This window comes from Brevundimonas sp., from assembly GCF_035561115.1.
Lineage (GTDB): Bacteria > Pseudomonadota > Alphaproteobacteria > Caulobacterales > Caulobacteraceae > Brevundimonas.
Window position 1 is genome coordinate 32,407 of record NZ_DATMYH010000109.1, and the last position, 22,270, is coordinate 54,676.

Below are 22,270 nucleotides of genomic sequence, written 5' to 3' on the forward strand. Positions count from 1 at the left end.
CAGAACAATGACTCCGAAACCCCTTCGTTGCGAGCGGTTATTCACATCGGGTGACATCGGGCCGCGTCCGGGTTAACTCCCGCCGCCCAACGGATCGAACATGTCCAAGCTCACTCTCGAACAGGAGGCCCTGCGCCGCAGGACCTTCGCCATCATCGCGCACCCCGACGCCGGCAAGACCACCCTGACCGAGCACATCCTGCTGGCCGGCGGAGCCATCCGCGCGGCCGGCGCCGTGCGCGCGCGCGGCGAGAACCGGCGCACCCAGTCCGACTGGATGAAGATCGAGAAGGAACGCGGCATCTCCGTCTCCGCGTCGGTGATGACGTTCGAGCACGACGGCAAGATGTTCAACCTGCTCGACACCCCCGGGCACGAGGACTTCTCGGAAGACACCTACCGCACCCTGACCGCCGCCGACTGCGCCATCATGGTGCTGGACGCCGCCAAGGGCATCGAGCCGCAGACGCTGAAGCTGTTCGAGGTCTGCCGCCTGCGCGACATTCCGATCATCACCTTCATCAACAAGCTGGACCGCGAGGCCCAGGACCCGATGGCCCTGCTGGACGAGATCGCCAGCCGCCTGCAGCTGGACCCGGCCCCGATCTGGTGGCCGGCCCAGAGCGGCAACCGCCTGCGCGGCATGGTCGAAATGGGCACCGGCCGGTTCCAGCCCTACGCCCGCAAGCCCGCCGGCTCGGCCGAGGACGTGCCCCACCCCGACGCCCTGCCTCTGACCGAGGCCGCCCAATATTTCGAAGCAGGCGAGCACGAGGCGCTGATGGAGGCGCAGGAGCTGGTCGAGGGCGGCTATCCGGCCTTCGATCGCCAGTCCTTCCTCGAGGGCCATATGACGCCCGTGCTGTGGGGCTCGGCCCTGCGCCATTTCGGCATCGAGGAACTGCTGGCCGCGATCGGCGAATGGGCCCCGCCGCCCAAGGTGATGAAGGCGCACAAGGCCGCCCCCGCCGGAACCCGCAACGCCGCCGAACCGGTGGCGATCACGGTCGAACCGGGCGCGCCCGAGGTCACCGGCTTCGTCTTCAAGGTCCAGGCCAATATGGACCCCAACCACCGTGACCGCATCGCCATGTTCCGCATGGCGTCCGGCAAGTTTCAGCGCGGCATGAAGCTGAAGGTCCAGAACACCGGCAAGCAGCTGAGCGTGAACGCCCCGATCATGTTCTTCGCCTCGGACCGCGAACTGGCCGAGGACGCATACGCCGGCGACGTCATCGGCATCCCCAACCACGGCGTCCTGCGCGTCGGCGACAGCCTGTCCGAGAGCGGCCTGATCCGCTTCGCCGGCCTGCCCAATTTCGCCCCTGAAATCCTCCAGCGCGTCCGCGTCAAGGATCCCCTCAAGGCCAAACACCTGAAGAAGGCGCTGGACGGCCTGGCCGAAGAGGGCGTGACCCAGCTGTTCCGCCCCGAGATGGGCTCGGACTTCATCGTCGGCGCCGTCGGCCAGCTGCAGTTCGAGGTCATGGCCGACCGTCTGGGCGAGGAATACGGCCTCGAGGTCATCTTCGAGCCCTCGCCCTGGGCCGAGGCCCGCTGGATCGGCGGGACCAAGGCGGACCTCGAGGACTTCATGGGCAAATACCGCGGCCAGATGGCCCGCGACATCGACGACGACCCGGTCTTCCTGGCCAAGTCCAGCTGGGAGACCGGCTATGTCATGGAGCGGTTCCCGCAGGTGGCCTTCACGAAGACGAAGGAAAGAGGCTAGGCCTCTGGACAACCTGTCATGGACCCCGGCTATTTACATCCGGTTGCATGAGGGGATCCATGAGCGTTCTGAACCGTCTCGCCATCGCCCTTCGGGTCCTCCTGATCGCCGCGTCCGCCGCCGCCGTTCCGGGCCTGGCCCATGCCGAATGGCGCAAGGCCGAAACGCGGCATTTCGTCGTCTACGGCAACACCCTCGAACGGGAACTGCGCGCCGACGCCATAGGGCTGGAGCGTCTCGATCAGTTGATGCGCACCTGGTTCGCCCTGCCCGAGGCCGAGGGAGCGAAGAAGCTGCCCGTCTACGTCGTTCGCAACCGGCGGGACCTGGCCGTCGTCAGTCCCGGCCTCCCGGAGACAGCCGCTGGCGTCTATACGGCCAATTTCCGCGATGTCCGGGCTGTCGCCGTTCGGGGGACGGGGGATGAGTTCCTGCGTCACGAGTACGCCCACCACTTCATGTATCGCAATTTTCCGGGCTCCTATCCTGCCTGGTTCCGGGAAGGGTTCGCCGAATTCTTCATGACCGCGACCGTGACCTCGAACGGGCGCGCCACACTGGGCAGGAGCAGCCCGATGCGGATATGGACCCTCAACAACGTCCGGTGGCTGCCGGTCGAGCTGGTGCTGACCGGACGGTATGATCGCAGCGAGCGGGACGGCCGCGCGGCCTTCTATGCCCAGTCATGGTTGCTGACCCACTGGATCCTCACCGACGCCGAACGCCGTCGGCGCATGCAGGCCTATCTCGACGACACGGCGCGGGGCGTGGCGCCCGAAACGGCCCTCGGACGGCATTTCAGCATGGATTTCGCGCAGCTGGAACGAACGCTGCGGGCCTATTTCAACGCGGGCCCGCGCTATGCTGAGCTCGAGATCGGCGCCGCGATCCCGGCCCCGACGATCACCGCCCTGTCCGACAGCGCCAACGACGTTCTGCTGCTCGATCTCAACGCCCGCGACGGCGGCCCGGCCAATCAAGGGCCGGACATGCTCGCCCGGGCCCGTGAGGCGGCGGCGCGCCATCCCGACGATCCGATGGCGCAGATGATGCTGGCCCGGGTCGAGCTCCACTGGGGTGAGCCGGCGGCCGCGGAGCGCGCGGTTCAACCCCTGCTGGACGCCGCCCCGGCCAATACCGAACTGTTGTTGCTGATGGCCGATGCGCGGATCACCGCCGGCGACAGGCTGACCAACCCCGACGAACGCGAGCGCCTGTACCGCCAGGCCCGGGGTTTCCTGGCCCGCGCCTTTGCGGCGGACCCGGGGGACAATCGGGTCTATCAGAACATCGCCTGGAGCCGCCGGTTCGCCCCGGACTATCCGACCGAAAATGACGTCGAGCTGTGGCGCCGCGCCGTCGCCATCGCGCCCGAGGTGGCCAGCAACCGCGCCGTAACCGCCGAGGTGATGCTGAAGCACGGCTTCGTCGACGAGGCGGAGCAGGTCATCCAGCCGATCGCCAACGATCCACACGGCGGCGAAATTCCTGTCCGGATCCGGCGCATTCTTGGCCGGATCGCCGAAGCCCGCGCGGGGGCCGCGGCGACCGCGCCGACGAACTGATCCATCTCCCGGAGCTTCAGGCCGCCGCCCGGCGCCGGGGTCGTCGGAAACCAGAGACTGGACCGGAATGCGCAAACCGGGCTTAGAATGACGGATCTCGGGGGGATCCGGTTTGCCATCAGCTGTCCATCGTCTTCTTCTGGCCCTGGCGCTGCTCGCGCTGACGCCGGCGTCCGCCCTCGCCGAGTGGCGGCGCGCCGAAAGCCCGAACTTCATCGTCTATAGCGACGGGTCGGAGCGGAATCTGCGCGACTATACGGCCAGGCTGGAGCGTTTCGATGCGCTCATGAAAGTACGTTTCGGGCGGGGGCAGGACGACGATGTCCGCAAGCTGCCGGTCTATCTGGTCGAGAACGGCCGGGCCCTGCGGACCGCACTGCCCAATCTCCCCGAAGGCTTCACCGGCTACTATTCCACCAGCGAGAACGACATCTTCGCCATCCTGGTGCGCGGCGAGAGCGACGACATCCTGCTGCATGAATACACCCACCACTTCATGGCCAAGAACGGCGATAGCCAATACCCGGGCTGGCTCAGCGAAGGCTTTGCGGAATATTTCGCAACGGCGACCGTGCCCGAGCGTGGAAAGGCCTCCTTCGGCCTTCCCAATCCCGGCCGCCAGTATGCGCTGCAGCAGAATCGCTGGCTGCCGAAGGATCAGGTGCTGCGGGCGAAGGGGTCGATGGATGTTGGCGATAGCGCCGGCCGCGGCATGTATTACGCCCAGTCCTGGGCCCTGACCCATTGGGCCCTCAGCGATCCGGCCCGCGTCCAGAACCTGGTCGCCTATCTGACGGCGATCAACGGGGGGCGGGACCCGGTGGAGACGTGGCAGGCGATCTTCGGGACCAGCCCCGAGCAGTTGACCGCCCAGCTGCGCGCCTACCTCCGCAGCAGCCTCAGATACGCGCAGATCGACCTCCCCCCCGTCACGCCGGCGATCACGGTGTCGATCCTCCCGTCCGCGGCCGATGCAGTGCTTCTGCCCATGATCAACGCACGCGCTCCCGACCCCGCCGACGTCGACGGGCCGGCGCTCCTGGAAACGCTGCGGACGACCTCGACCCGCTTCCCGGACGATCCCCTGGCCCTGGTCGCGCTTGGACGCGCGGAGAAGCAGTGGGGCGATGACGCGGCGGCGGAAGCGGCCCTGAAGGCCGCGCTCGACCGGCAGGCCGACAGTGTCGAGGGTCTGCTGTTGATGGCCGACATCCTCACCGGCCGCGGAGATGTGGCGGCGGATCCGGTGGAAGGGGCACGCCAGCGCCGTCTGGCTCAAGGGTTCCTGCAGCGCGCCCTGGACGCCGACCCCACCGACTATCGGGTCTACGCCGCCCTTGCGCGCATCCGGCGCGGCTCGACGGACTATCCCAACGAGAACGACCTTCTGACCTGGGTTCTGGCCGTACAGCGCGCGCCGCAGGTGATGTCGATACGGGGCGACGCCGCGATCGCCATGATGGAGCGCGGTCGCTACGAGGACGCGATCACCCTGTTGACGCCCATAGTCAATAATCCGCACGGCGGTCCCGGTGTTCAACGGGCGCGTACGCTGCTCGACCAGATCGGGCAGAGACGCGCCGTCCCGGCCCCGGACTGACTTTCAGCACACGGTCGAACCGCCGGCGCGGCGCTGCGTTTGCACCTTGCATCCCCGGGACGCCTTTCGGTCCCGAAGCGGGACGACCGGAGCGCCTGACCCATGTTCGAATTCGGCCGGGATCTGAGGAAACTGTTCGAAAAGGCGCGCGAGAGCGACGATCTCGGCTGGCTGGAGCTGATCGGCGCGGACCTCGTCGAGGCCGAGGCCCGCCGCGAGGCGATCGACGCGGGCCGGGTCTCCTGCAACCGCCCCTTCGCCAGCTGGCTGCGCGCCTCGGCCCTGTGGCGCGAGCATGCCCGCCGCACCGGCCGCAAGACCAGCCTGGATCGTGCGGCTTCCGCCGCCTCCGACGCCGCCCGGCACACGACGACGCCGGACCAGACAGCGGCCGCGGCCATCGAATCCGGCGAGATTCATCTGCTGCGCTTCGACCTGTTCGGCGGACCCGAAAAGCTCACGGCGGCGCTGGCGGATGTTCAGTCCCTGACCGCCGAACGACCCGCAACGCAATCGGCGGCGGCGGCGCTGCATGCCCGTCTGACGGCGCGCCGGGCGCGGCTGTCAGGAGAGCCGTCGTTCATGCTCGACGCTGCGGCCCTGCTGGACGCCGCGGTGCACGGGGCCCGGGGGCTGGCCCGGACCATGGGCGACGAACTGAGGCTGGATCGCGCGGCCCTGTCGCTCGAGGCCGGGGTGGCGCGGCGTGACGGCCGTCTGCTGGATCAGGCCGGACGCGACCTGCGGGTGCTGGTCGAGGCCGCCTCGCCCGACTACCGCCCCCTGACCCGCGCCCGCGCCCTGGCCCTGGCCGGCGCGGGGCTGATGGCCCTGGCCCGGCTGGCCAGGAACGAAGCCGCGACCGAACAGGGCCGCGCCCTGTTCCAGGCCGCCGCCGACCAGTTCACTCCGGACCACAGCCCGCTCGACTGGGTCGCCGTGCAGCTGGTCCAGGCCCAGGCCGACACGCCCCTCCTGCCTCTCGCCCAGGCCGAGGCCCTGACCCGGGAACCGGGGCTGGTCCTGGGCGCCCTGGCGCGCGAGCGACGACTGGCGGCAGAGACCGTCCTGGCAGAGGCCGCGGGCGATGTCGCGGGTCTGGCGGGACTGGAGGCGACCGTGCGCCGGCGGCTGACCGGGGCGTGCCAGCCTCTGGACTGGGCCGCCGACCAGATCGGCATGGCGCGGTTGGCCATGGCCCGGGGACGACTGATGGGGGTCGAGCCGCGCGCCGTCGGCCTGATGCTGGCCGAAGCGATGGAAACCGCCCGCGAGTGGGGGGCGCCGGCGTTGGTCGAACGGGCCGTGCTGGCCCTGCCGGAGAAGGTCAGCCTCTGACCGGCCTCAGCCGCCCAGCGCCACGAAGCCGCCGTTGGCGAAACAGGACTTGCCGTAACGCAGCGGCTGGCCGTCCTCGCCCATGACCCGCCCGCCGGCCGCTTCGAGCACCGCCTGCCCGGCCGCCGTGTCCCACTCGGACGTCGGGCCGGTGCGCGGATAGGCGTCGAACCGACCCTCGGCGATCAGGCAGAATTTCAGCGATGAATCCGTGCCCTGCCACTGGACACAGCCATGGCGCGACGCGAGCCGCTGGGCCTCGGCGTCGGTCATGCTGTGACTCATCACGGCCATCGGCGACGCGGGCCGGTTGCGCACCCTGATCGCCTGCCAGGCCTCGCCGACGCGGCGGCGAAAGGCGCCCCCGCCCGGAACGCCGCTGCGCCAGGTGGTCGCAGTGGCCGGCGCCGTCACGACCCCCGCGACCACCGCGGCCCTGTGAACCAGGGCGATGTTGACGGTGAAGCTCTCGCGCCCCTCGATGAAGCCGCGGGTGCCGTCCAGCGGATCGATCAGCCAGAACCAGTCGGCGGCCTCGGCGGGCGCGCCATCGGCCGCGACGGCCTCTTCCGCGACCGTCTGGACCCCCGGATACAGAGCCTCCAGCCGCGCCAGAATCAGGAGTTCCGCCTCACGGTCGGCCCGGGTGACGGGGCTGTCGTCGACCTTGGACTCCGCGACCACGCCATTGCGCCAGTACGGCAGGATCACGCGGGCGGCGTCCTCGGCGATGTCGGCCATGGCCTCGGTCAGGGCGCCGGACGCGAGGTCGGCGGTCAATCGTTTGATCATGGCGCGGGATTAGAGCATCGGACCGGTTTCGCGAACCGGCAAATCAGGTCAGCGTCCGGCCTGTTGTCCGACTGTTGCTCCGGGGCCCTATGACCGAAATCTCCACCGCCCTGCCCGACGGCCAGGCGCTTCCTGACGGCCAGGCGCTGGCCGCCCTGGTCGCCGGCAAGCTGTGCCACGACTTCATCAGCCCGGCCGGCGCGATCAGTTCCGGCATGGACCTGCTCAAGGATCCCTCGGCCCAGGACATGCGCGACGACGCCATGAGCCTGATCGAGGCCAGCGCCAGGAAGATGGTCGCCCTCGTTTCGTTCGCGCGGGTGGCCTTCGGCGCCGCGACCTCGGCCGAACGCTTTTCGGGCGCCGAACTGGGCGATCTGGTCGCGGGCCTGACCGAGGGCGGGCGCGCGAGCCTGGATTGGAAGGCCGAGGACGCCAGCTATTCCAAGGCCCAGTCGCGGGCCTTGGTGAACCTCGCCTATTTGAGCATGGCGGCCCTGCCCTCGGGCGGAACCGCGGTCGTGTCCACCCGGCGCGAGGGCGACGACCTGATCATGGAGGGGCTGGCCGAGGGCGCCCGCGCCCGCCTGAAGGCCGAGGCCGTCGCCGGACTCGCGGGACGCCCCCTGGGCGAAGGCCTGCCCGGTCAGTGGATCCAGCCCTACTGGTTGTGGCTGACCGCGCATGACGCGGGCGGCGGTCTCGACGTCCAGTGCGAAGAGGGCCGCGTGATCCTCACGGCCCGCATGCCTAACTGACGTTTAAGCCGGTTTCCCAAGGACTCGTTAACCGGCTCAGGGCGACTATGGACATGTCGCACACGCGAACGTTGTGCGACTCAGTATCGGAACCCGGACCTTGACCCCCAGAACCTGTCTGATCGTCGACGACAGCCGGATCATCCGCAAGGTCGCGCGACGCATCGTCGAGGGACTCGGCTTCGAGGTCGATGAGGCGGCCGACGGCGCCGAGGCGCTGGCCTTCTGCACCGGCGTCATCCCCGAGGTCATCCTGCTGGACTGGTCGATGCCCGTCATGGACGGCATGACCTTCCTGCGCCGCCTCCGCGCCCTGCCGGGCGGCATGGCTCCGAAGGTCCTGTTCTGCACCATCGAGACCCGGGCCGAGCGCATCGCTGAGGCCCTGTCCGCCGGCGCTGACGACTATGTGATGAAGCCGTTTGACGGCGAAATCCTGACCTCGAAATTCGCCGAAGTGGGGGCCGTCTGACGCCATGACGCCGGACGATTTCGACCGTCTGCAGACCTTGATGGCCTCGCGCGCGGGGTTCCGGCTGACGCGCGACCGGATGAAGCTGGCCGAACATCGGCTGGGCCCCGTGGCCCGGCGTGAAGGGTTCGACACCGTCGACGCCATGCTGGCGTCCCTGTGGGCCAAGCCTGTCGCCTCGCTGGGCTGGGCGGTGATCGAGGCCCTGCTGAATCCCGAAACCTGGTTCCGCCGCGACCGCACCAGCTTCGAGACCCTCGCCCAGGAATTGCTGCCGGCGCTGGGCAAGGCGCGCGGCCATCAGCCGATCCGGATCTGGTCCGCCGGCTGTTCGACCGGCCAGGAGGCGTGGTCGCTGGCCATCGCGGCCCAGGAAGCCCACGTCGCCGTCGAGATCATCGCCACCGACCTGTCGCAGCGCGCGCTCGAAAAGGGTCGCTCCGGCGCCTACACGGGTTTCGAGATCCAGCGCGGCCTGAAGGCGGGGACCATGCTTCGCTGGTTCGACCAGGTCGAGGACGCGTGGATCGCCAAGGCCGAGCTTCGCGCCACCGTCCATTTCGCCCGCGCCAATCTCGCCGACGCCCCGACCGACGACCACCGCTTCGACGTCATCTTCTGCCGTCATGTGCTGGGCGACGCCGATCCCGCCCGCCGCCGCGACATGTTCGACAATCTGGAACGCCGCCTCGTCGACGACGGCTGCCTGTTCCTGGGCCCGGACGAGGAACCGGACGGCGACAGCATCGCCTTCCGCGCGGTCGCCGGCCGCAAGGGCCTGTTCGTGAAATCGCCGGCGGCGCTGCGCCGCGCGGCCTGAGAACCCCGGGCCTTCGTCCGTCCGTTCGACGGGAGGCCTCGAAGCGGACGCCTCAGAGGTCCGCCATGGGTGGAAAACGGACTCGGCTGCGGGGCCGCCTTCAATGCTTCTCGATGGCCTGCCGGACCAAAGGCGCGTTCTCCCTGCCATGTCCGGTCACGACAGTCAGGTGATCGCCTTCAGTCCAAAGCATCTTCCACCTGTATTGGTCTGCCAGTGTCTGCATAGACGTCCCTCTCGGGTCGTCACGCCCGCTCCAGAGCAGCACCGGGCACCCACATTCGAGAAGCACCTCTGCCGCGCCGTCGAGGTCATCCAACGCCTCCCAGGAGGCGCGCAATCCGGGCTCGTTCTCGGCAGTCACCCACGAGACGAGTTCAGGGGCGGTCGCCCGGGCTACGCTAAGCACCCTCGCAAACGGGATTGGCCCTTTTACCCCGGGGGGAAGCCCTGCCGCGATGCCCTGCACGGGGTTCCATCCGCCTAGTGTTACGGAGAGCAGGCGGCCGGGTATGGCTCGCGCCAATCCGACTGCGGTCCAACCGCCCATGGAATGACCCACGAGATGGAAGCTTCCGGCTCTGATGGCGTCGAGAACGGCAACGACTTCGCCGGCACGACGCTCCTGCTGATACGCGGCGGGGACGCTCGGCTTATCACTGTGGCCATGACCCAAGGCGTCGATGAGAACGACCGTGTAGCCGTCTGCCAGAGTTTGAGCGAAACCGCCGTCTCGCCAGCAGGCTGAACTCAGCAGGTGGCCATGCAGCAGAACCATGACCGGTCCACTGCCTTGAACCGTGTAGAAGATGCGGCGTCCCTCGTGCTCAGCATAAGGCATAGCTTGACCGTCGCGCGATCGAACAGAGTCCGCAATGGGTCGCAACCGGCCATCGCTTCACCCGCCGAAGGATGACGAACCCGACATAGCCCGCTAGCGTAGCCTTTCATCGGGGAGGTGACTCATGCGGCTGCTCTGGCTGATCGGATCGTTGGCGCTGGCGCTGCTGATCGCGGCGCTGACCCTGCAAAGTCCTCGCCCCGCGCCGGCAAGTGCGCCCGCGACGGACTTCTCCGCCCAACGGGCCATGGCCGACGTCCGCGAGATCGCGCAGCGCCCCCACCCGGTCGGCTCGGCGGACCACGCCCGGGTCCAGGCCGTGCTGCTCCAGCGCATGGCCGCCCTCGGCCTGCAGACCTCGACGCAACCCGGTCCCCTGTCCCCCGAGGCGGTGCGGCGGATCGAGCGCGACGGCCGGTCGGCGACCGGGATCGAGCTGACCAATCTGGTCGGCGTCCTGCCCGGACGCGACCCGCGCCTGCCCGCCGTCGCCCTGATGGCCCACTACGACACCGTGCCGGAATCCGCCGGCGCGGCGGACGACACGGCGGGCGTCGCCGCCATTCTCGAGACCGTTCGCGCCATCCGCGCGCGCGGCGCCGCCGACCGCACCCTGGTCGTCCTGCTGACCGACGGCGAGGAGCTGAATCTGGACGGCGCCCGCGCCTTCTGGGGCGGACATCCCCTGCGCGACCGGATCGGCGCCGTGGTCAATCTGGAGGCGCGCGGCGGCGGCGGCCGGGCCATGATGTTCGAGACCGGCCGCGGCAATGCGCAGACCATCGGCCTGTTCGCCCGCGCGGGCGTCCGGGCGACCGGCGGCGTCTCGTCCAACTCCCTGGCCGTCTTCGTCTATGAGCTGATGCCCAACGGCACCGACTTCACCATCCCCAAGGACCGCGGCGTCCAGGGGATCAACCTGGCCTTCATCGGCCGCCCGGCCCAGTACCACGCCCGCGCCTCGACCCCGGACGCCCTGGACCAGGGCAGCGTCCAGCACATCGGCTCCCAGGCGCTGGAGACCTCAGACGCCCTGCTGCGCGCCCGCGCCCTGCCCGCAGCGACCCAGAACGTCGTCTACGCCGACCTGTTCGGACGGGTGATCGTCGGCCACGCCCCGGCGACAGGCTGGCTGCTGCTGGGACTGGCCTTCCTCGCCCTGGGCGCGGCGATGTGGCGGGCGCGGTCCCGCGCGGGCCTGACCTTCGCCGACGCCGGACGCGGCATGATCGACGGCCTGTGGTTCCTGTCGACGGGACTGGTCCTGACCCAGGCCGTGCGCCTGCTGGCCGGCCCGCTTTCGTCACGCGCCGAAAGCGCCGACGCCTATTATACCCTGCTGGCCCGCCTGCCGTGGATGGAGGCAGGGACCGCGCTCACGGTCCTCGCGCTCACGCTCGCCCTGCTGGGCGGACGGACCCGGCCCGACCGCCGCGTCGTCGCCGGCGGGATCGCAGCCGCGGCCGTCCTCGCCCTGATCCTCGGCGGGATCAACCTCATCGTCATCGGCGCGGCGGTCGTCGCCATCGGCCTGTCGCTGTTCCCGGCCCTGTCCGCCCGCTCGGTCTGGGGCGGATGGAGCGGTCTGATCGGCCTGATCCTGATCGTCGCCGCGGCCGCGCAAGGCTTCGCGCCCGAGGCCGCCTTCCTGTTCGTCTGGACCGGCCTGCTCGCCGCCCTGACCGCCGCCGTCGCCGCCTTCGCCGATCCGGGCCTGACCCGCGCGCGATCGCTGGCCCCGATCGCCATCGCCGCCGTCCTCGGCGCCGGCTGGATCGCGGGCCTGGCCCACACGGTCTTCCTCGGCATCGGCATGGACCTGCCCGGCGTGCTGGTCCTGCTGGGGCTGCTGGTCCTGATGTTCGTCAGGCCGCTGAGCCCCGAGCGGGCGGCGGCGCGGCCCCTGCTGATGGCGGCGCTGGCGATCCTGCTGCTGGGCGCGGCCCTGTCGGGGGCGGCGCGGGTCGCCGAGCCGGAGCCTGCTCCTGCGACGGTCGCCTCGGCGTGACTGCGCCGACGCCCCTCTGGCTGGAAGACCTCCACCTCGGCCAGACCTTCGTCTCGGACTCCCTCACCGTCACGACCGAAGAGATCAAGGCCTTCGCCCGCCAGTTCGACCCCCAGCCCTTCCACCTCGACGAGGATGCGGCGAAGGACAGCCTGTTCGGCGGCCTGGCCGCCAGCGGCTGGCATACGGCGGCCCTGACCATGCGCCTGCTGGTCGAGGCCTTTCCGCTCGCCGGCGGCCTTGTCGGCGCCGGGGGCGAAACCACATGGCCGCGCCCGACCCGGCCCGGTGATGCGCTCTCCGTCCATGTCGAGGTGCTGGAGATCACGCCGTCCCGCTCGCGCCCGGACCGCGGCATGATCCGCACGCGCACCGAGACCCGCAACCAGCACGGCGAGGCGGTCCAGATCTCCACCACCCGCATCGTGGCCTGGCGCCGGCCGGCCTGAGGGCCCTGTCCGCCCGGCCGGGTCCGGCTCCCATTTCCGATTCCTGACACGCCGGGGTAGCGTGCCCATTGGCGGCCATTCGTAGGCGCGCCCGAACTCGATTTGGTCGCCGCTTCACTCACATTCACGTGCCCGGGGAGGGACCATGTCTCGAGTTGTCTTTATTGGCCTGACCACCTTGATGCTCGCGGCTTGCGGGCCTGCGGATCAGACATCGGCCCCTGAAGCGGCCGCGCCAACGGCGGCGGCGCCCCCCGCCGTAGCCGCCGCGGATCCGGTGGGAGCCTGGACGAGGATCAAGATCGTCGGCCTCACCTGTGGCGACAACTGCTATCTCCGAATCCAGCCGATCGAAGGTGGGGAGCCGGATGACGTGATGTGCTCCGCTGATCTCTGCGCGCCATGGTTTGAAAATCAGGCTCTGGCGGACGGGGTCGCCGAAAAGACCTGGGAGGTGCAGATGGGCAAGCTCGACCAGCTCGATAATGCCGGCAATGTCATGGACGACAACTTCCCGGCCATCATCGCGGTTCGCGAAGCCAACTGAGCGCAAGGCCCGGGTTCGAGTTGCCGCTCGCTCTTGATGTCTTGCCATCGCACGAAGCCTTGTCACATGCCCGGGGAGGGCGCCGCATGTTTCGCACCCTCGTTGTTGGACTGACCGTCCTGATCCTCACTGGCTGCGGCCCTGCGGATCAGACCCCAACGGCGGAAACTGCCCCGCCGGAGCCTGTCCCGGCGCCGGCGCCCTCTGCGCCAGCAAGCACTCCACAGCCCTCCGTGCCGATGTCCTGGGCCGCTACCGAGGAGCGCTACCGGCAGGTTGAGGTCGAGCCCTCCGACCCTCTGGAAGCCTTGGAGTATCGCGGAGTCCACTGTCAGCACTATTCCGGCGAATTCGGCGGGGACGGCTCCGCGCGGGACCAGTGGCTGAACGCGCAGATGGACAAGCTTCGGTGCGGGGAGGAGCTTGTGGCCGAGGCGCGCGCAATGCGGGCCTCCCGTTCCCGGGAGCCGGGCGTCGTCTCGCGGCTCGACGCAGTGATCGCGGTTTACGAACCATAGGTTAGGTCCGCTTTCCGCCATAGGCGGCATCCGGCGGGTCCGCTTGCGGTGCGGCAGGCGCTGGCGTCCCTACGTCAAATTTGGTCGTACCCTTCCGCGTTCCAAAAAGAACATATTGGCAACCGGAACAAACCGTGTACTAACTGCGTCTCAACAGGGAGCGGGTCCAGGCGGGTCTCTCCCGGAACCAGATGGGAATCATGGCAAGGGAGAGTGGCAAGGTGGCAGCTCAGGCGAATTTGAAGTTGGTGACCCGGGACGACGGCGACAAGCAACGGGCTCTGGAGGCGGCGATCGCCCAGATCGACCGCGCCTTCGGCAAGGGCTCCGTCATGAAGCTCGGCAAGGGCGGCGTGGTGGCGGAAATCCCGTCCGTCTCGACCGGCTCGCTGGGCCTCGACATGGCGCTGGGCATCGGCGGCCTGCCGCGCGGCCGGGTGATCGAGGTGTTCGGACCGGAAAGTTCGGGCAAGACGACCCTCGCCCTGCACACCGTGGCCGAGATCCAGAAGGCCGGCGGCACCGCCGCCTTCGTCGACGCCGAACATGCGCTGGATCCGGGCTACGCCCAGAAGCTGGGCGTCAACCTCGACGACCTGCTGGTGTCCCAGCCCGACACGGGCGAACAGGCGCTGGAAATCGTCGACACCCTGGTGCGCTCGGGCGCCGTGGACATCGTGGTGGTCGACTCCGTCGCCGCCCTGACGCCGCGCGCCGAGATCGAGGGCGAGATGGGCGACAGCCTGCCGGGCCTGCAGGCCCGTCTGATGAGCCAGGCGCTGCGCAAGCTGACCGCCTCGATCAACAAGTCGCAGTGCATCGTCCTGTTCATCAACCAGATCCGCCACAAGATCGGCGTCATGTACGGCTCGCCGGAAACGACGACAGGCGGAAATGCGCTGAAATTCTATGCCTCGGTCCGCCTCGACATCCGCCGCACCGGCGCGATCAAGGACCGCGACGAGGTCGTCGGCAACACCACCCGCGTGAAGGTGGTCAAGAACAAGGTCGCCCCGCCGTTCCGCGAGGTCATCTTCGACATCATGTACGGCGAGGGCATCTCCAAGCTGGGCGAAATCATCGACCTGGGCGTCAAGGCCGGCATCGTCGAGAAGTCGGGCAGCTGGTTCTCCTACGACAGTCAGCGCATCGGCCAGGGCCGCGAGAACGTGCGCGCCTTCCTCAAGGCCAATCCGGACATCGCCGATTCGATCGAAAAGGCCGTGCGCGCCTCGACCACCAAGATCGCCGAGGAACTGCTGGGCACGCCCGAACCCGACGAAGGCCAGGACCTCGAGGGCTAGGCCGACAGAGTCCGATGTGGGCGCAGAGTCCGCGATTTTCGCAGCGGACTCTTCGCCCCACGCCAGAGTCCGGATTGTCCGCAACTTTCCGGAGCGGACCCTTCGGCCTCGAACGACACTTCTCCGGCCGGGTCCGCCGACCCGCCATCCGACCCCGCCGGGCCGGGCCGGACGGAGCGGCCGCTCGACCCCTCCCCGGGTCGGGCGGCCTTTTTTCTTCCGGGACTACCAGTCGGGCGGCAGATAGGGGCCCATGCCCGTGCAGACGAACATGGGCGTCTGATCGTAATAGGCCGTAGGAATATAGGGGTGCAGCACCCAGTGATTGTACTGGGACCCGCCGCACGTATCGTACGCCTCCCCCAGGTACTCGGTCTTCGCTTCATCCGCATAGTAGGTGTACTGGTACGCGATGGCCTCCGGGTCATAGGACTGTCGGACCACGGCCTCGGCCGGTCCGACCGCCGCCGTCATCAGAACGGCGCTGGCCAAGGCCAGACTCAGGTGGCGAACTACCTTCATCTCAACTCCTCCAAACGGGCGCGGGATTGCGCCCCGAGAGCTGAGGGCGCCGAACCGCAGGTGGCAAATCACTAGTGCGTGCCTATCTATGGTTAGCGACTGCCAACCATCTCCGGCCGCTTGCTCTTCGCGCCCCGGACGGTCAAGCTCGCGGCCGGAGGGCCTGTCATGAGCAAGACACGAACCATCGCGCTGGCCGCGATCCTCGCCGGCCTCGCCGGCGGCGCCGCCGACATCCTGACGGCCTTCGTCATCTACCGGCCCGCCTCGCCGATGGTGATCCTGCAGTCTGTGGCCAGCGGCCTTCTGGGTGCGGAATCGTTCAGCGGCGGCTGGGCGACGGCTGCGGTCGGCCTCGTCGCCCATTTCATCATCGCCATCATCTTCGCCGCCATCTTCATCGCCGCGGCGCTCCAGGCTCCGGTGGCGCTGCGCAGGCCCGTGCTGTCGGGCCTGCTGTTCGGCGTGACCGTCTATGGCGTGATGAACGCCATCGTCGTGCCGCTGTCGCAAGCCGCGTCGCGGCCCGCCCCGCCCGACATGATGATCGCCTTGGGCCTGCTGGCCCACGCCTTCTTCGGCGTCGCCCTGGCCCTGGTCGCCGCCCGCATTCTGCGGCGGACGACGGACTGAGTCACGCGTCCGCGTCAGGCGCGCAGTTCGACGCCGTTCCCGTCGGGGTCGGTGATCGAGAAGGACATGCCGTTGCCGCTCGCCCCGTACCGCACGCCCTCGGATTCGACCTCGACGCCGTGCCGGCGCAGATGTTCGCGCGCGGCCTCAGGGTCGAAGGCGGCGATCCGGATGCAGATGTGGTCCATGTTGTGGGCGTCGGCGCCTGGAGCAGCTCCGCCCCGCTGGCCGATGACGCCGTCGACCGGCACGAGATCGATCAACGACGCCCCGGCCCGCAGCTGGATCAGGCCCAGATCGTCCCGCCGGCGTTCGACCGGGCACCCCAGCACGCGGGTGTAGAAGTCCAGAGACCGGTCCAGATCCGTGACGCGCAGCACGACATGGTCGATGCCGGTGACGGTGAAGCCGTTTTGGTGGGCGGTGGTCATGCCGGTTTCTCCTTGTTTGGCCGGACAGGCAGGTTATCTTGACATCAAGATAACTCCATTTATCTCGACGTCAAGATAGTTTCTCATGACCGAAACCGCCGATCATATCGACCGCCTTCGGGCCCAATGGACGCGTGAGCTGCCTGACCTGGACACCCGCGGCATGGAGATTCTGGGCCGGGCGCGTCGTATCGTCCTCAGGAGCCGGCCGCCGATCGAGGCGGTCTTCGCCCGGCACGGGATGGACGCGGGCGAGTTCGACGTCCTCTCCACCCTGCGGCGTTCCGGCCCTCCCTGGGCGCTGAGGCCGACCGAGCTTTACCGGTCGCTGATGATCTCCTCCGGCGGGTTGACCGACCGGCTCAACAGGCTTGCGAAATCCGGAATGATCACCCGCCCCCCTTCGCCGGGGGACGGGCGCAGCCTGCTGGTGCAGCTGACCGACAAGGGACGCACGACGGTCGAGGCCGCCTTCCGCGAGGACATGGCGGTCGAGGCCGGGATGCTGGCGGTGCTGGACGACGCCGAACGCAAGGCGCTGGCGGACCTTTTGCGCAAGCTGGCTCTGGGCATGGAAACCTCGCCGCCGGCGGACAACGGCGATGGGTGATGCGTTCGGGGCGAAAGACCTATATGGACGCTGCCTCCCCTGCCCTTTCCTGAACGCGTTTGCGACGAACCATGTCCAGCCTGAACCAGATCCGCTCGACCTTCCTCGACTACTTCGCGGCCGACGGCCACGAGAAGGTCCAGTCCGCGCCGCTGGTGCCGCAGAACGACCCGACCCTGCTGTTCGTCAACGCGGGCATGGTGCCGTTCAAGGACTATTTCACCGGCGCCGCCACGCCCCCTTACAAGCGCGCCGCCAGCTCGCAGAAATGCGTCCGCGCCGGCGGCAAGCACAACGACCTGGACAACGTCGGCTACACCGCGCGTCACCACACCTTCTTCGAGATGCTGGGGAATTTCTCCTTCGGCGACTATTTCAAGGAACACGCCATCGAGATGGCGTGGAACCTGTGCACGAAGGAATTTGCGCTCGATCCGAAGCGGCTGATGGTCACCGTCTACATCGACGACGACGAGGCCTTCGACCTGTGGAAGAAGATCGCCGGCCTGCCGGAATCGAAGATCGTCCGCATCGCCGGCTCGGACAATTTCTGGTCCATGGGCGACACCGGCCCGTGCGGTCCCTGCACCGAAATCTTCTGGGACCACGGCGACCACATTCCCGGCGGCCCTCCCGGTTCGCCGGACGAGGACGGCGACCGGTTCGTGGAGATCTGGAACAACGTCTTCATGCAGTTCGAACAATCGGCGGACGGGTCTCGCACCCTGCTGCCGAAACCGTCGATTGACACCGGCATGGGTCTGGAGCGGATCGCCGCCGTGCTGCAGGGCGTCCATTCCAACTATGAGACCGACCTGTTCCGCAGCCTGATCGCCGCCTCGGAAGAGGCGACCCATACGAAGGCCGAGGGCGACCGGACGCCCAGCCACCGGGTCATCGCCGACCACCTGCGCAGCTCGTCCTTCCTGATCGCGGACGGCGTCACCCCCTCGAACGAGGGCCGCGGCTACGTCCTGCGGCGCATCATGCGCCGGGCCATGCGCCACGCCCACCTGCTGGGCGCCGCCGATCCCCTGATGCACCGCCTCGTGCCGACCCTCGTCGCCGAGATGGGCGAGGCCTATCCCGAGCTGCGCCGCGCCGAGGCCTTCATCACCGACACCCTCAAGCAGGAAGAGATCCGCTTCCGCACCACCCTCGGCCGCGGCATGGGCCTGCTCGAAGACGCCTCGCGCGACCTCGGCGAGGGCGGCGTGCTATCGGGCCAGACGGCCTTCACCCTGTACGACACCTACGGCTTCCCCCTCGACCTGACGCAGGACGAGGCCCGCCGCCGCGGCTTCACCGTCGACACCGACGCCTTCGACGCCGCCATGAACGAACAGCGCAGCCGCAGCCGCGAACACTGGACCGGCTCGGGCCAGACCGCCTCGACGGGCGAGTGGCTGGCCCTGCGCGACCGCCTCGGCCCCACCGTCTTCACCGGCTATGACGCCGTCGAGGGATCCGGCGAGGTTCTCGCCATCGTGCGCGACGGCGCGTCCGTCGACGAACTGGCGCCCGGCGAGACCGCCGAAGTCCTGTTCGACCAGACCCCCTTCTACGGCGAGGGCGGCGGCCAGGCCGGCGACCGCGGCGAGATCGAATGGACCGACGCCACCGGCCAGCAGGGCTCGGCCACGGTGCTGGACGTCCAGAAACACGCCGGCGACCTGTTCGCCCACCGCATCGAGGTCACCTCGGGGACCCTGGCCATCGGCGCCCGGGCCCAGCTGCGCTCCAGCGCCGCCGCCCGCCTGACCACCCGCGCCAACCACTCGGCCGCCCACCTGCTGCACAAGGCGCTGGCCAACGTCCTGGGCGGCCACGTGGCCCAGAAGGGCCAGATGGTCGACGCCGAGCGCCTGCGCTTCGACTTCAGCCACAACGCCCCCGTCACCGAGGACGAGCTGGCCCGGATGGAGGACGAGGTGAACGCCGTCATCCGCCAGAACCTGCTCGCCGAAACGAGGATGATGGCGCCGCAGGAAGCCATCGCCGCCGGCGCCGTCGCCCTGTTCGGTGAAAAATACGGCGACGAGGTCCGCGTCCTGACGCTCGGCCGCGCCCTGACCGGTGAGGGGCCCTATTCGGTCGAGCTGTGCGGCGGCACCCACGTCGCCCGCACCGGCGATATCGCCCTGTTCAAGATCACCTCCGAGACGGGTATCGCCGCCGGCGTCCGCCGCATCGAGGCCCTGACCGGCGAGGCCGCCCGTCAGTATCTGCTGGCCCAGGCCGGGGTCGCGAAATCGCTCGCCCAGTCGTTCAAGGTCCAGGTCGCCGACGTCCCGGCCCGGGTCGAGGCCCTTACCGCCGACCGCCGCGCGCTGGAAAAGCAGGTCGCCGACCTGAAGAAACAGCTGGCCCTGGGCGGCGGCGGGGCATCCGCCAACGCCGCCCCCGAAGAGATCGCCGGCGTCAAACTGATCGCCCGCGTGCTGGACGGCGTCGACGGCAAGGGTCTGCGCGGCGTGGCCGAGGACTTCCGCAAACAGGTCGGCTCGGGCGTCGTGGCCCTGATCGGCCTGACCGACGGCAAGGCGGCGATCACCGTCGCCGTGACCTCGGACATGACGGGCAAGGTCAACGCCGCCGATCTGGCGCGCGCGGCCGTCATCGCCATGGGCGGCCAGGGCGCGGGCGGCAAGGCCGACTTCGCGCAAGGGGGAGCGCCCGACGGATCGAAGGCCGAGGCCGGTCTGGCGGCGGTGCGGGCGGCGCTGGGAGCCCGGGCCGCCTAGGCCGGCGCGCTCTGCAGGTCCACCGCGGCCAGCTTCCATTCGAACAGGCCGCGCCGCTCCATGATCAGCGCCAGATGGTCGTCGGGCCGGTCGCGGTCCGTCAGGGTGACGGCGAATTCGTTCAGGCTGCGATAGCCCCAGGACTGGTGGATGTCGTTTCCGTCGCGCTTGTCGGCGGGATCGGGGTCGCCGGGCTTCGTCGGATCCGGCGCCTCGGCCGTCGTGACCATGTTCGCCACCACCTCGGGCGTCACCAGGGTGTCCACCGCGCCGGACAGCAGCATGGGCGCCAGCATCATGCCCAGGCCGCCCAGTCCGCTTTCGACCACGCGCGGATCGCGGCGCATCCGGGCGATCAGCTCGTCGTTCAGCTCTTCCTTCAGGCTGGTGCGCAGCGACGGAAAGTCGACCAGCTGTTCGATCCGGCGCGCATCGCCCGCCTTGCCGGCCTTGATCAGGGCCCTGGCCGCCAGAACGGGCGACGCCGCCCAGGCGAACACGAACCCGCACACGGCCGCCACGGCGACGCCGACGATGATCTTTCTGGCCATGCTTCCCTCTGGCGCCGAAACGCCTTCCCGTCGTCACGGTAGCCGGGAATCGCCGCGTCTGGCTAGCGTTTGACCGCAGGGGACGGAGCGGCCGGCGCGGGGGCGGGCGGGGCGACGCCCTCGGGCAGGCCGATATGGACCAGCTTCCACTCGAACGGGCCCTTGCGCTCGAAGGTGAAGATGGTCTCGGACCCGCCCTCGTCGGTCACGCTCATCCGGGCGCGGTTCATGCCCCAGTAGACCGGTCTCGGCATCGGCCCGCCGGTGGTCGTGGCGTCCGGCGACGGCAGGGGGCCGCCCGTACGCTGCGAGGCGTAGCGGCCTTCGCCCCGGGTCAGGGCCGCGAGGGCGGCGGGGGTCAGATAGACCTCGACGTCCGGGGCCTGGGGCGTCGCCGCCTGTTCGATCTGGCGACGCACGGCGCCGATGGGGTCTTCCATGAAAGACGGGGCCGGGGCGACGGCCGCAGGGTTGCCGTCCAGCTGCGGCCGCAGCGATTGGCGCACGGCGGCGTAGTCGATCAGCCGCGCCAGACCGGAGGCGTCATTGGTTTCCGCCGCCGATCTCAGGGCGAAGAAGGCCATGCCAGGCGCCGCGAAGAAGCTGATCGCGGCAATGGCGATAAGCGTGACGATAAACCTGCCGACAAACTTCATGGTGATCCCCGACGTCCAGGCACCACAATGCACGAACGCCGTTCGGGCTCAAATGAAAGGCTCGCCGGACGCGAGTCCGGCGAGCCTCGGGTCGTTCAGGACGAAGGTGCGTTTACCCCTTCATCGCCGCGGTCAGGTTCTCGGCCACCTTGTCGAGGAAGCCCTCGGTGGTCAGCCAGCCCTGCTGATCGCCGACCAGCAGCGCCAGGTCCTTGGTCATGAAGCCGGCCTCGACGGTCTCGACGACGACGCGCTCCAGCGTATCGGCGAAGGTCGCCAGTTCGGCGTTGCCGTCCAGCTTGGCGCGGTGCGAGAAGCCGCGCGTCCAGGCGTAGATCGAGGCGATGGAATTGGTCGAGGTCGCCTCGCCCTTCTGGTGCTGGCGATAGTGGCGGGTGACGGTGCCGTGGGCCGCTTCCGACTCCAGGATCTTGCCGTCCGGGGTCATCAGCACCGAGGTCATCAGGCCCAGCGAGCCGAAGCCCTGCGCCACAACGTCGGACTGCACGTCGCCGTCGTAGTTCTTGCAGGCCCAGACGAAGCCGCCCGACCATTTGATGGCCGCAGCCACCATGTCGTCGATCAGACGGTGCTCATAGGTCAGGCCCTTGGCCTTGAATTCGGCGGCGAATTCCTCGTCGAACACTTTCTGGAAGATGTCCTTGAAGCGGCCGTCATAGGCTTTCAGGATCGTGTTCTTGGTCGACAGATAGACCGGGAAATTGCGGCCCAGGCCGAAGGCGAAGCTGGCGCGGGCGAATTCGGTGATCGAGTCATCGAGATTATACATGCCCATGGCGACGCCCGCCGAGGGGAAGTCGAACACCTCGTAGTTCTGCTCCTGACCGTCATTGCCGACCCATTTCATGGTCAGTTTGCCGGGGCCGGGAACGAGGAAGTCCGTGGCCTTGTACTGGTCGCCGAAGGCGTGGCGGCCGACGACGATCGGCTGGGTCCAGCCCGGCACCAGACGGGGCACGTTCGAGCAGATGATCGGCTCGCGGAAGACCACGCCGCCCAGGATGTTGCGGATGGTGCCGTTGGGCGACTTCCACATCTTCTTGAGGCCGAACTCCTTCACCCGGGCTTCATCGGGGGTGATGGTGGCGCATTTCACGCCCACGCCGTGCTTCTGGATGGCGTGCGCCGCGTCGATCGTCACCTTGTCGTCGGTGGCGTCGCGGTTTTCCATCGACAGGTCGTAGTAGTCGAGATCGACGTCCAGGAAGGGGAAGACCAGCTTGTCCTTGATCATCTGCCAGATGATGCGGGTCATCTCGTCGCCGTCGATGTCCACGATGGGATTGGCGACCTTGATCTTGGCCATGCGGGTGTTCGCCTCTGACTGGGAATGGGGAGTGAGGCGGGCGGTATAGCGG

General features: G+C 68.8%; 22 protein-coding genes. 15 read left to right on the forward strand and 7 right to left on the reverse strand.

Annotation, left to right across the window (positions count from 1 at the left end; translation table 11 throughout):
• Nucleotides 1-100 precede the first annotated feature (100 nt).
• The 4 genes from VN378_RS14960 (at nt 101) to VN378_RS14975 (ending at nt 6,235) form a co-directional block, all read left to right on the forward strand.
• Entirely contained in the window at nt 101-1,732 is a 1,632-nt protein-coding gene (locus tag VN378_RS14960; protein WP_325744355.1) for a peptide chain release factor 3, read from the forward strand.
• Nucleotides 1,733-1,791: 59 nt separating this feature from the next.
• Complete coding sequence (locus tag VN378_RS14965) at nt 1,792-3,297, forward strand: hypothetical protein (protein ID WP_325744356.1); 1,506 nt, start codon at nt 1,792-1,794, stop codon at nt 3,295-3,297.
• Nucleotides 3,298-3,409: 112 nt separating this feature from the next.
• Nucleotides 3,410-4,897 (forward strand): DUF1570 domain-containing protein, encoded by a 1,488-nt coding sequence (locus VN378_RS14970; protein WP_325744357.1) that lies wholly within the window; start codon nt 3,410-3,412, stop codon nt 4,895-4,897.
• Nucleotides 4,898-4,999: 102 nt separating this feature from the next.
• Complete coding sequence (locus tag VN378_RS14975; RefSeq protein WP_325744358.1) at nt 5,000-6,235, forward strand: hypothetical protein; 1,236 nt, start codon at nt 5,000-5,002, stop codon at nt 6,233-6,235.
• 6 nt (nt 6,236-6,241) lie between these two features.
• Here the strand turns inward: VN378_RS14975 and cysQ are convergent, their stop codons facing one another.
• Nucleotides 6,242-7,027 (reverse strand): 3'(2'),5'-bisphosphate nucleotidase CysQ, encoded by a 786-nt coding sequence (cysQ, locus tag VN378_RS14980; RefSeq protein ID WP_325744359.1) that lies wholly within the window; start codon nt 7,025-7,027, stop codon nt 6,242-6,244.
• 89 nt (nt 7,028-7,116) lie between these two features.
• Between cysQ and chpT the strand changes: the two genes are divergently transcribed.
• From chpT to VN378_RS14995, 3 genes are all read left to right on the forward strand, one after another.
• Complete coding sequence (gene chpT / locus VN378_RS14985) at nt 7,117-7,785, forward strand: histidine phosphotransferase ChpT (protein ID WP_325744360.1); 669 nt, start codon at nt 7,117-7,119, stop codon at nt 7,783-7,785.
• 100 nt (nt 7,786-7,885) lie between these two features.
• Complete coding sequence (locus tag VN378_RS14990) at nt 7,886-8,257, forward strand: response regulator (RefSeq protein WP_325744361.1); 372 nt, start codon at nt 7,886-7,888, stop codon at nt 8,255-8,257.
• A 4-nt stretch (nt 8,258-8,261) separates the two neighbouring features.
• Nucleotides 8,262-9,077, forward strand: a complete 816-nt coding sequence (locus tag VN378_RS14995) for a protein-glutamate O-methyltransferase CheR (protein WP_325744362.1) — start codon at nt 8,262-8,264, stop codon at nt 9,075-9,077.
• A 100-nt stretch (nt 9,078-9,177) separates the two neighbouring features.
• Here the strand turns inward: VN378_RS14995 and VN378_RS15000 are convergent, their stop codons facing one another.
• Nucleotides 9,178-9,855, reverse strand: a complete 678-nt coding sequence (locus VN378_RS15000; RefSeq protein ID WP_325744363.1) for an alpha/beta fold hydrolase — start codon at nt 9,853-9,855, stop codon at nt 9,178-9,180.
• Nucleotides 9,856-10,042: 187 nt separating this feature from the next.
• Here VN378_RS15000 and VN378_RS15005 point away from each other — a divergent pair, with 187 nt between their 5' ends.
• From VN378_RS15005 to recA, 5 genes are all read left to right on the forward strand, one after another.
• Nucleotides 10,043-11,926 carry a M20/M25/M40 family metallo-hydrolase gene (locus tag VN378_RS15005; RefSeq protein ID WP_325744364.1) on the forward strand — a complete coding sequence of 628 codons (1,884 nt, stop codon included), beginning with the start codon at nt 10,043-10,045 and terminating at the stop codon, nt 11,924-11,926.
• Nucleotides 11,923-12,375, forward strand: coding sequence for a MaoC family dehydratase (locus VN378_RS15010; RefSeq protein ID WP_325744365.1), 453 nt, complete (start codon nt 11,923-11,925; stop codon nt 12,373-12,375). The genes VN378_RS15005 and VN378_RS15010 overlap by 4 nt, the downstream gene beginning before the upstream one ends.
• Nucleotides 12,376-12,520: 145 nt before the next feature.
• Complete coding sequence (locus tag VN378_RS15015) at nt 12,521-12,922, forward strand: hypothetical protein (protein WP_325744366.1); 402 nt, start codon at nt 12,521-12,523, stop codon at nt 12,920-12,922.
• An 86-nt stretch (nt 12,923-13,008) separates the two neighbouring features.
• A complete protein-coding gene (locus VN378_RS15020) occupies nt 13,009-13,440 on the forward strand; it encodes a hypothetical protein (RefSeq protein WP_325744367.1) in 432 nt (143 codons plus the stop codon).
• Between the two features lie 221 nt (nt 13,441-13,661).
• Entirely contained in the window at nt 13,662-14,744 is a 1,083-nt protein-coding gene (gene recA, locus VN378_RS15025) for a recombinase RecA (protein WP_055827892.1), read from the forward strand.
• Between the two features lie 225 nt (nt 14,745-14,969).
• On the opposite strand, the gene VN378_RS15030 is transcribed toward recA, so the two are convergent.
• Entirely contained in the window at nt 14,970-15,266 is a 297-nt protein-coding gene (locus VN378_RS15030) for a hypothetical protein (RefSeq protein ID WP_325744368.1), read from the reverse strand.
• Between the two features lie 168 nt (nt 15,267-15,434).
• On the opposite strand from VN378_RS15030, the gene VN378_RS15035 reads away from it, so the two are divergent.
• The gene (locus VN378_RS15035; protein ID WP_325744369.1) at nt 15,435-15,899 is read left to right on the forward strand and encodes a hypothetical protein; all 465 of its coding nucleotides are present in this window, start codon (nt 15,435-15,437) and stop codon (nt 15,897-15,899) included.
• 14 nt (nt 15,900-15,913) lie between these two features.
• On the opposite strand, the gene VN378_RS15040 is transcribed toward VN378_RS15035, so the two are convergent.
• Nucleotides 15,914-16,330 (reverse strand): VOC family protein, encoded by a 417-nt coding sequence (locus VN378_RS15040; protein ID WP_325744370.1) that lies wholly within the window; start codon nt 16,328-16,330, stop codon nt 15,914-15,916.
• Between the two features lie 85 nt (nt 16,331-16,415).
• On the opposite strand from VN378_RS15040, the gene VN378_RS15045 reads away from it, so the two are divergent.
• Entirely contained in the window at nt 16,416-16,940 is a 525-nt protein-coding gene (locus VN378_RS15045; protein WP_325744371.1) for a MarR family transcriptional regulator, read from the forward strand.
• A 71-nt stretch (nt 16,941-17,011) separates the two neighbouring features.
• Complete coding sequence (alaS, locus tag VN378_RS15050) at nt 17,012-19,684, forward strand: alanine--tRNA ligase (protein WP_325744372.1); 2,673 nt, start codon at nt 17,012-17,014, stop codon at nt 19,682-19,684.
• Here the strand turns inward: alaS and VN378_RS15055 are convergent.
• The 3 genes from VN378_RS15055 to VN378_RS15065 form a co-directional block, all read right to left on the reverse strand.
• The gene (locus tag VN378_RS15055; protein WP_325744373.1) at nt 19,681-20,235 is read right to left on the reverse strand and encodes a DUF2939 domain-containing protein; all 555 of its coding nucleotides are present in this window, start codon (nt 20,233-20,235) and stop codon (nt 19,681-19,683) included. The genes alaS and VN378_RS15055 overlap by 4 nt on opposite strands.
• 62 nt (nt 20,236-20,297) lie before the next feature.
• Nucleotides 20,298-20,891: a DUF2939 domain-containing protein gene (locus VN378_RS15060; RefSeq protein WP_325744374.1), complete on the reverse strand. Its 594-nt coding sequence runs from the start codon at nt 20,889-20,891 to the stop codon at nt 20,298-20,300.
• Between the two features lie 112 nt (nt 20,892-21,003).
• A complete protein-coding gene (locus VN378_RS15065; RefSeq protein ID WP_325744377.1) occupies nt 21,004-22,218 on the reverse strand; it encodes an NADP-dependent isocitrate dehydrogenase in 1,215 nt (404 codons plus the stop codon).
• Nucleotides 22,219-22,270 lie beyond the last annotated feature (52 nt).

What these genes read in the sequence shown, in the direction of transcription:
- VN378_RS14960 (WP_325744355.1), top strand. Translation starts at nt 101, where the DNA reads ATGTCCAAGCTCACTCTCGAACAGGAGGCCCTGCGCCGCAGGACCTTC.
- VN378_RS14965 (WP_325744356.1), top strand. Translation starts at nt 1,792, where the DNA reads ATGAGCGTTCTGAACCGTCTCGCCATCGCCCTTCGGGTCCTCCTGATC.
- VN378_RS14975 (WP_325744358.1), top strand. Translation starts at nt 5,000, where the DNA reads ATGTTCGAATTCGGCCGGGATCTGAGGAAACTGTTCGAAAAGGCGCGC.
- cysQ (WP_325744359.1), bottom strand. Translation starts at nt 7,027, where the DNA reads ATGATCAAACGATTGACCGCCGACCTCGCGTCCGGCGCCCTGACCGAG.
- chpT (WP_325744360.1), top strand. Translation starts at nt 7,117, where the DNA reads ATGACCGAAATCTCCACCGCCCTGCCCGACGGCCAGGCGCTTCCTGAC.
- VN378_RS14995 (WP_325744362.1), top strand. Translation starts at nt 8,262, where the DNA reads ATGACGCCGGACGATTTCGACCGTCTGCAGACCTTGATGGCCTCGCGC.
- VN378_RS15000 (WP_325744363.1), bottom strand. Translation starts at nt 9,855, where the DNA reads ATGGTTCTGCTGCATGGCCACCTGCTGAGTTCAGCCTGCTGGCGAGAC.
- VN378_RS15005 (WP_325744364.1), top strand. Translation starts at nt 10,043, where the DNA reads ATGCGGCTGCTCTGGCTGATCGGATCGTTGGCGCTGGCGCTGCTGATC.
- VN378_RS15015 (WP_325744366.1), top strand. Translation starts at nt 12,521, where the DNA reads ATGTCTCGAGTTGTCTTTATTGGCCTGACCACCTTGATGCTCGCGGCT.
- VN378_RS15020 (WP_325744367.1), top strand. Translation starts at nt 13,009, where the DNA reads ATGTTTCGCACCCTCGTTGTTGGACTGACCGTCCTGATCCTCACTGGC.
- VN378_RS15030 (WP_325744368.1), bottom strand. Translation starts at nt 15,266, where the DNA reads ATGAAGGTAGTTCGCCACCTGAGTCTGGCCTTGGCCAGCGCCGTTCTG.
- VN378_RS15035 (WP_325744369.1), top strand. Translation starts at nt 15,435, where the DNA reads ATGAGCAAGACACGAACCATCGCGCTGGCCGCGATCCTCGCCGGCCTC.
- VN378_RS15040 (WP_325744370.1), bottom strand. Translation starts at nt 16,330, where the DNA reads ATGACCACCGCCCACCAAAACGGCTTCACCGTCACCGGCATCGACCAT.
- VN378_RS15045 (WP_325744371.1), top strand. Translation starts at nt 16,416, where the DNA reads ATGACCGAAACCGCCGATCATATCGACCGCCTTCGGGCCCAATGGACG.
- alaS (WP_325744372.1), top strand. Translation starts at nt 17,012, where the DNA reads ATGTCCAGCCTGAACCAGATCCGCTCGACCTTCCTCGACTACTTCGCG.
- VN378_RS15055 (WP_325744373.1), bottom strand. Translation starts at nt 20,235, where the DNA reads ATGGCCAGAAAGATCATCGTCGGCGTCGCCGTGGCGGCCGTGTGCGGG.
- VN378_RS15060 (WP_325744374.1), bottom strand. Translation starts at nt 20,891, where the DNA reads ATGAAGTTTGTCGGCAGGTTTATCGTCACGCTTATCGCCATTGCCGCG.
- VN378_RS15065 (WP_325744377.1), bottom strand. Translation starts at nt 22,218, where the DNA reads ATGGCCAAGATCAAGGTCGCCAATCCCATCGTGGACATCGACGGCGAC.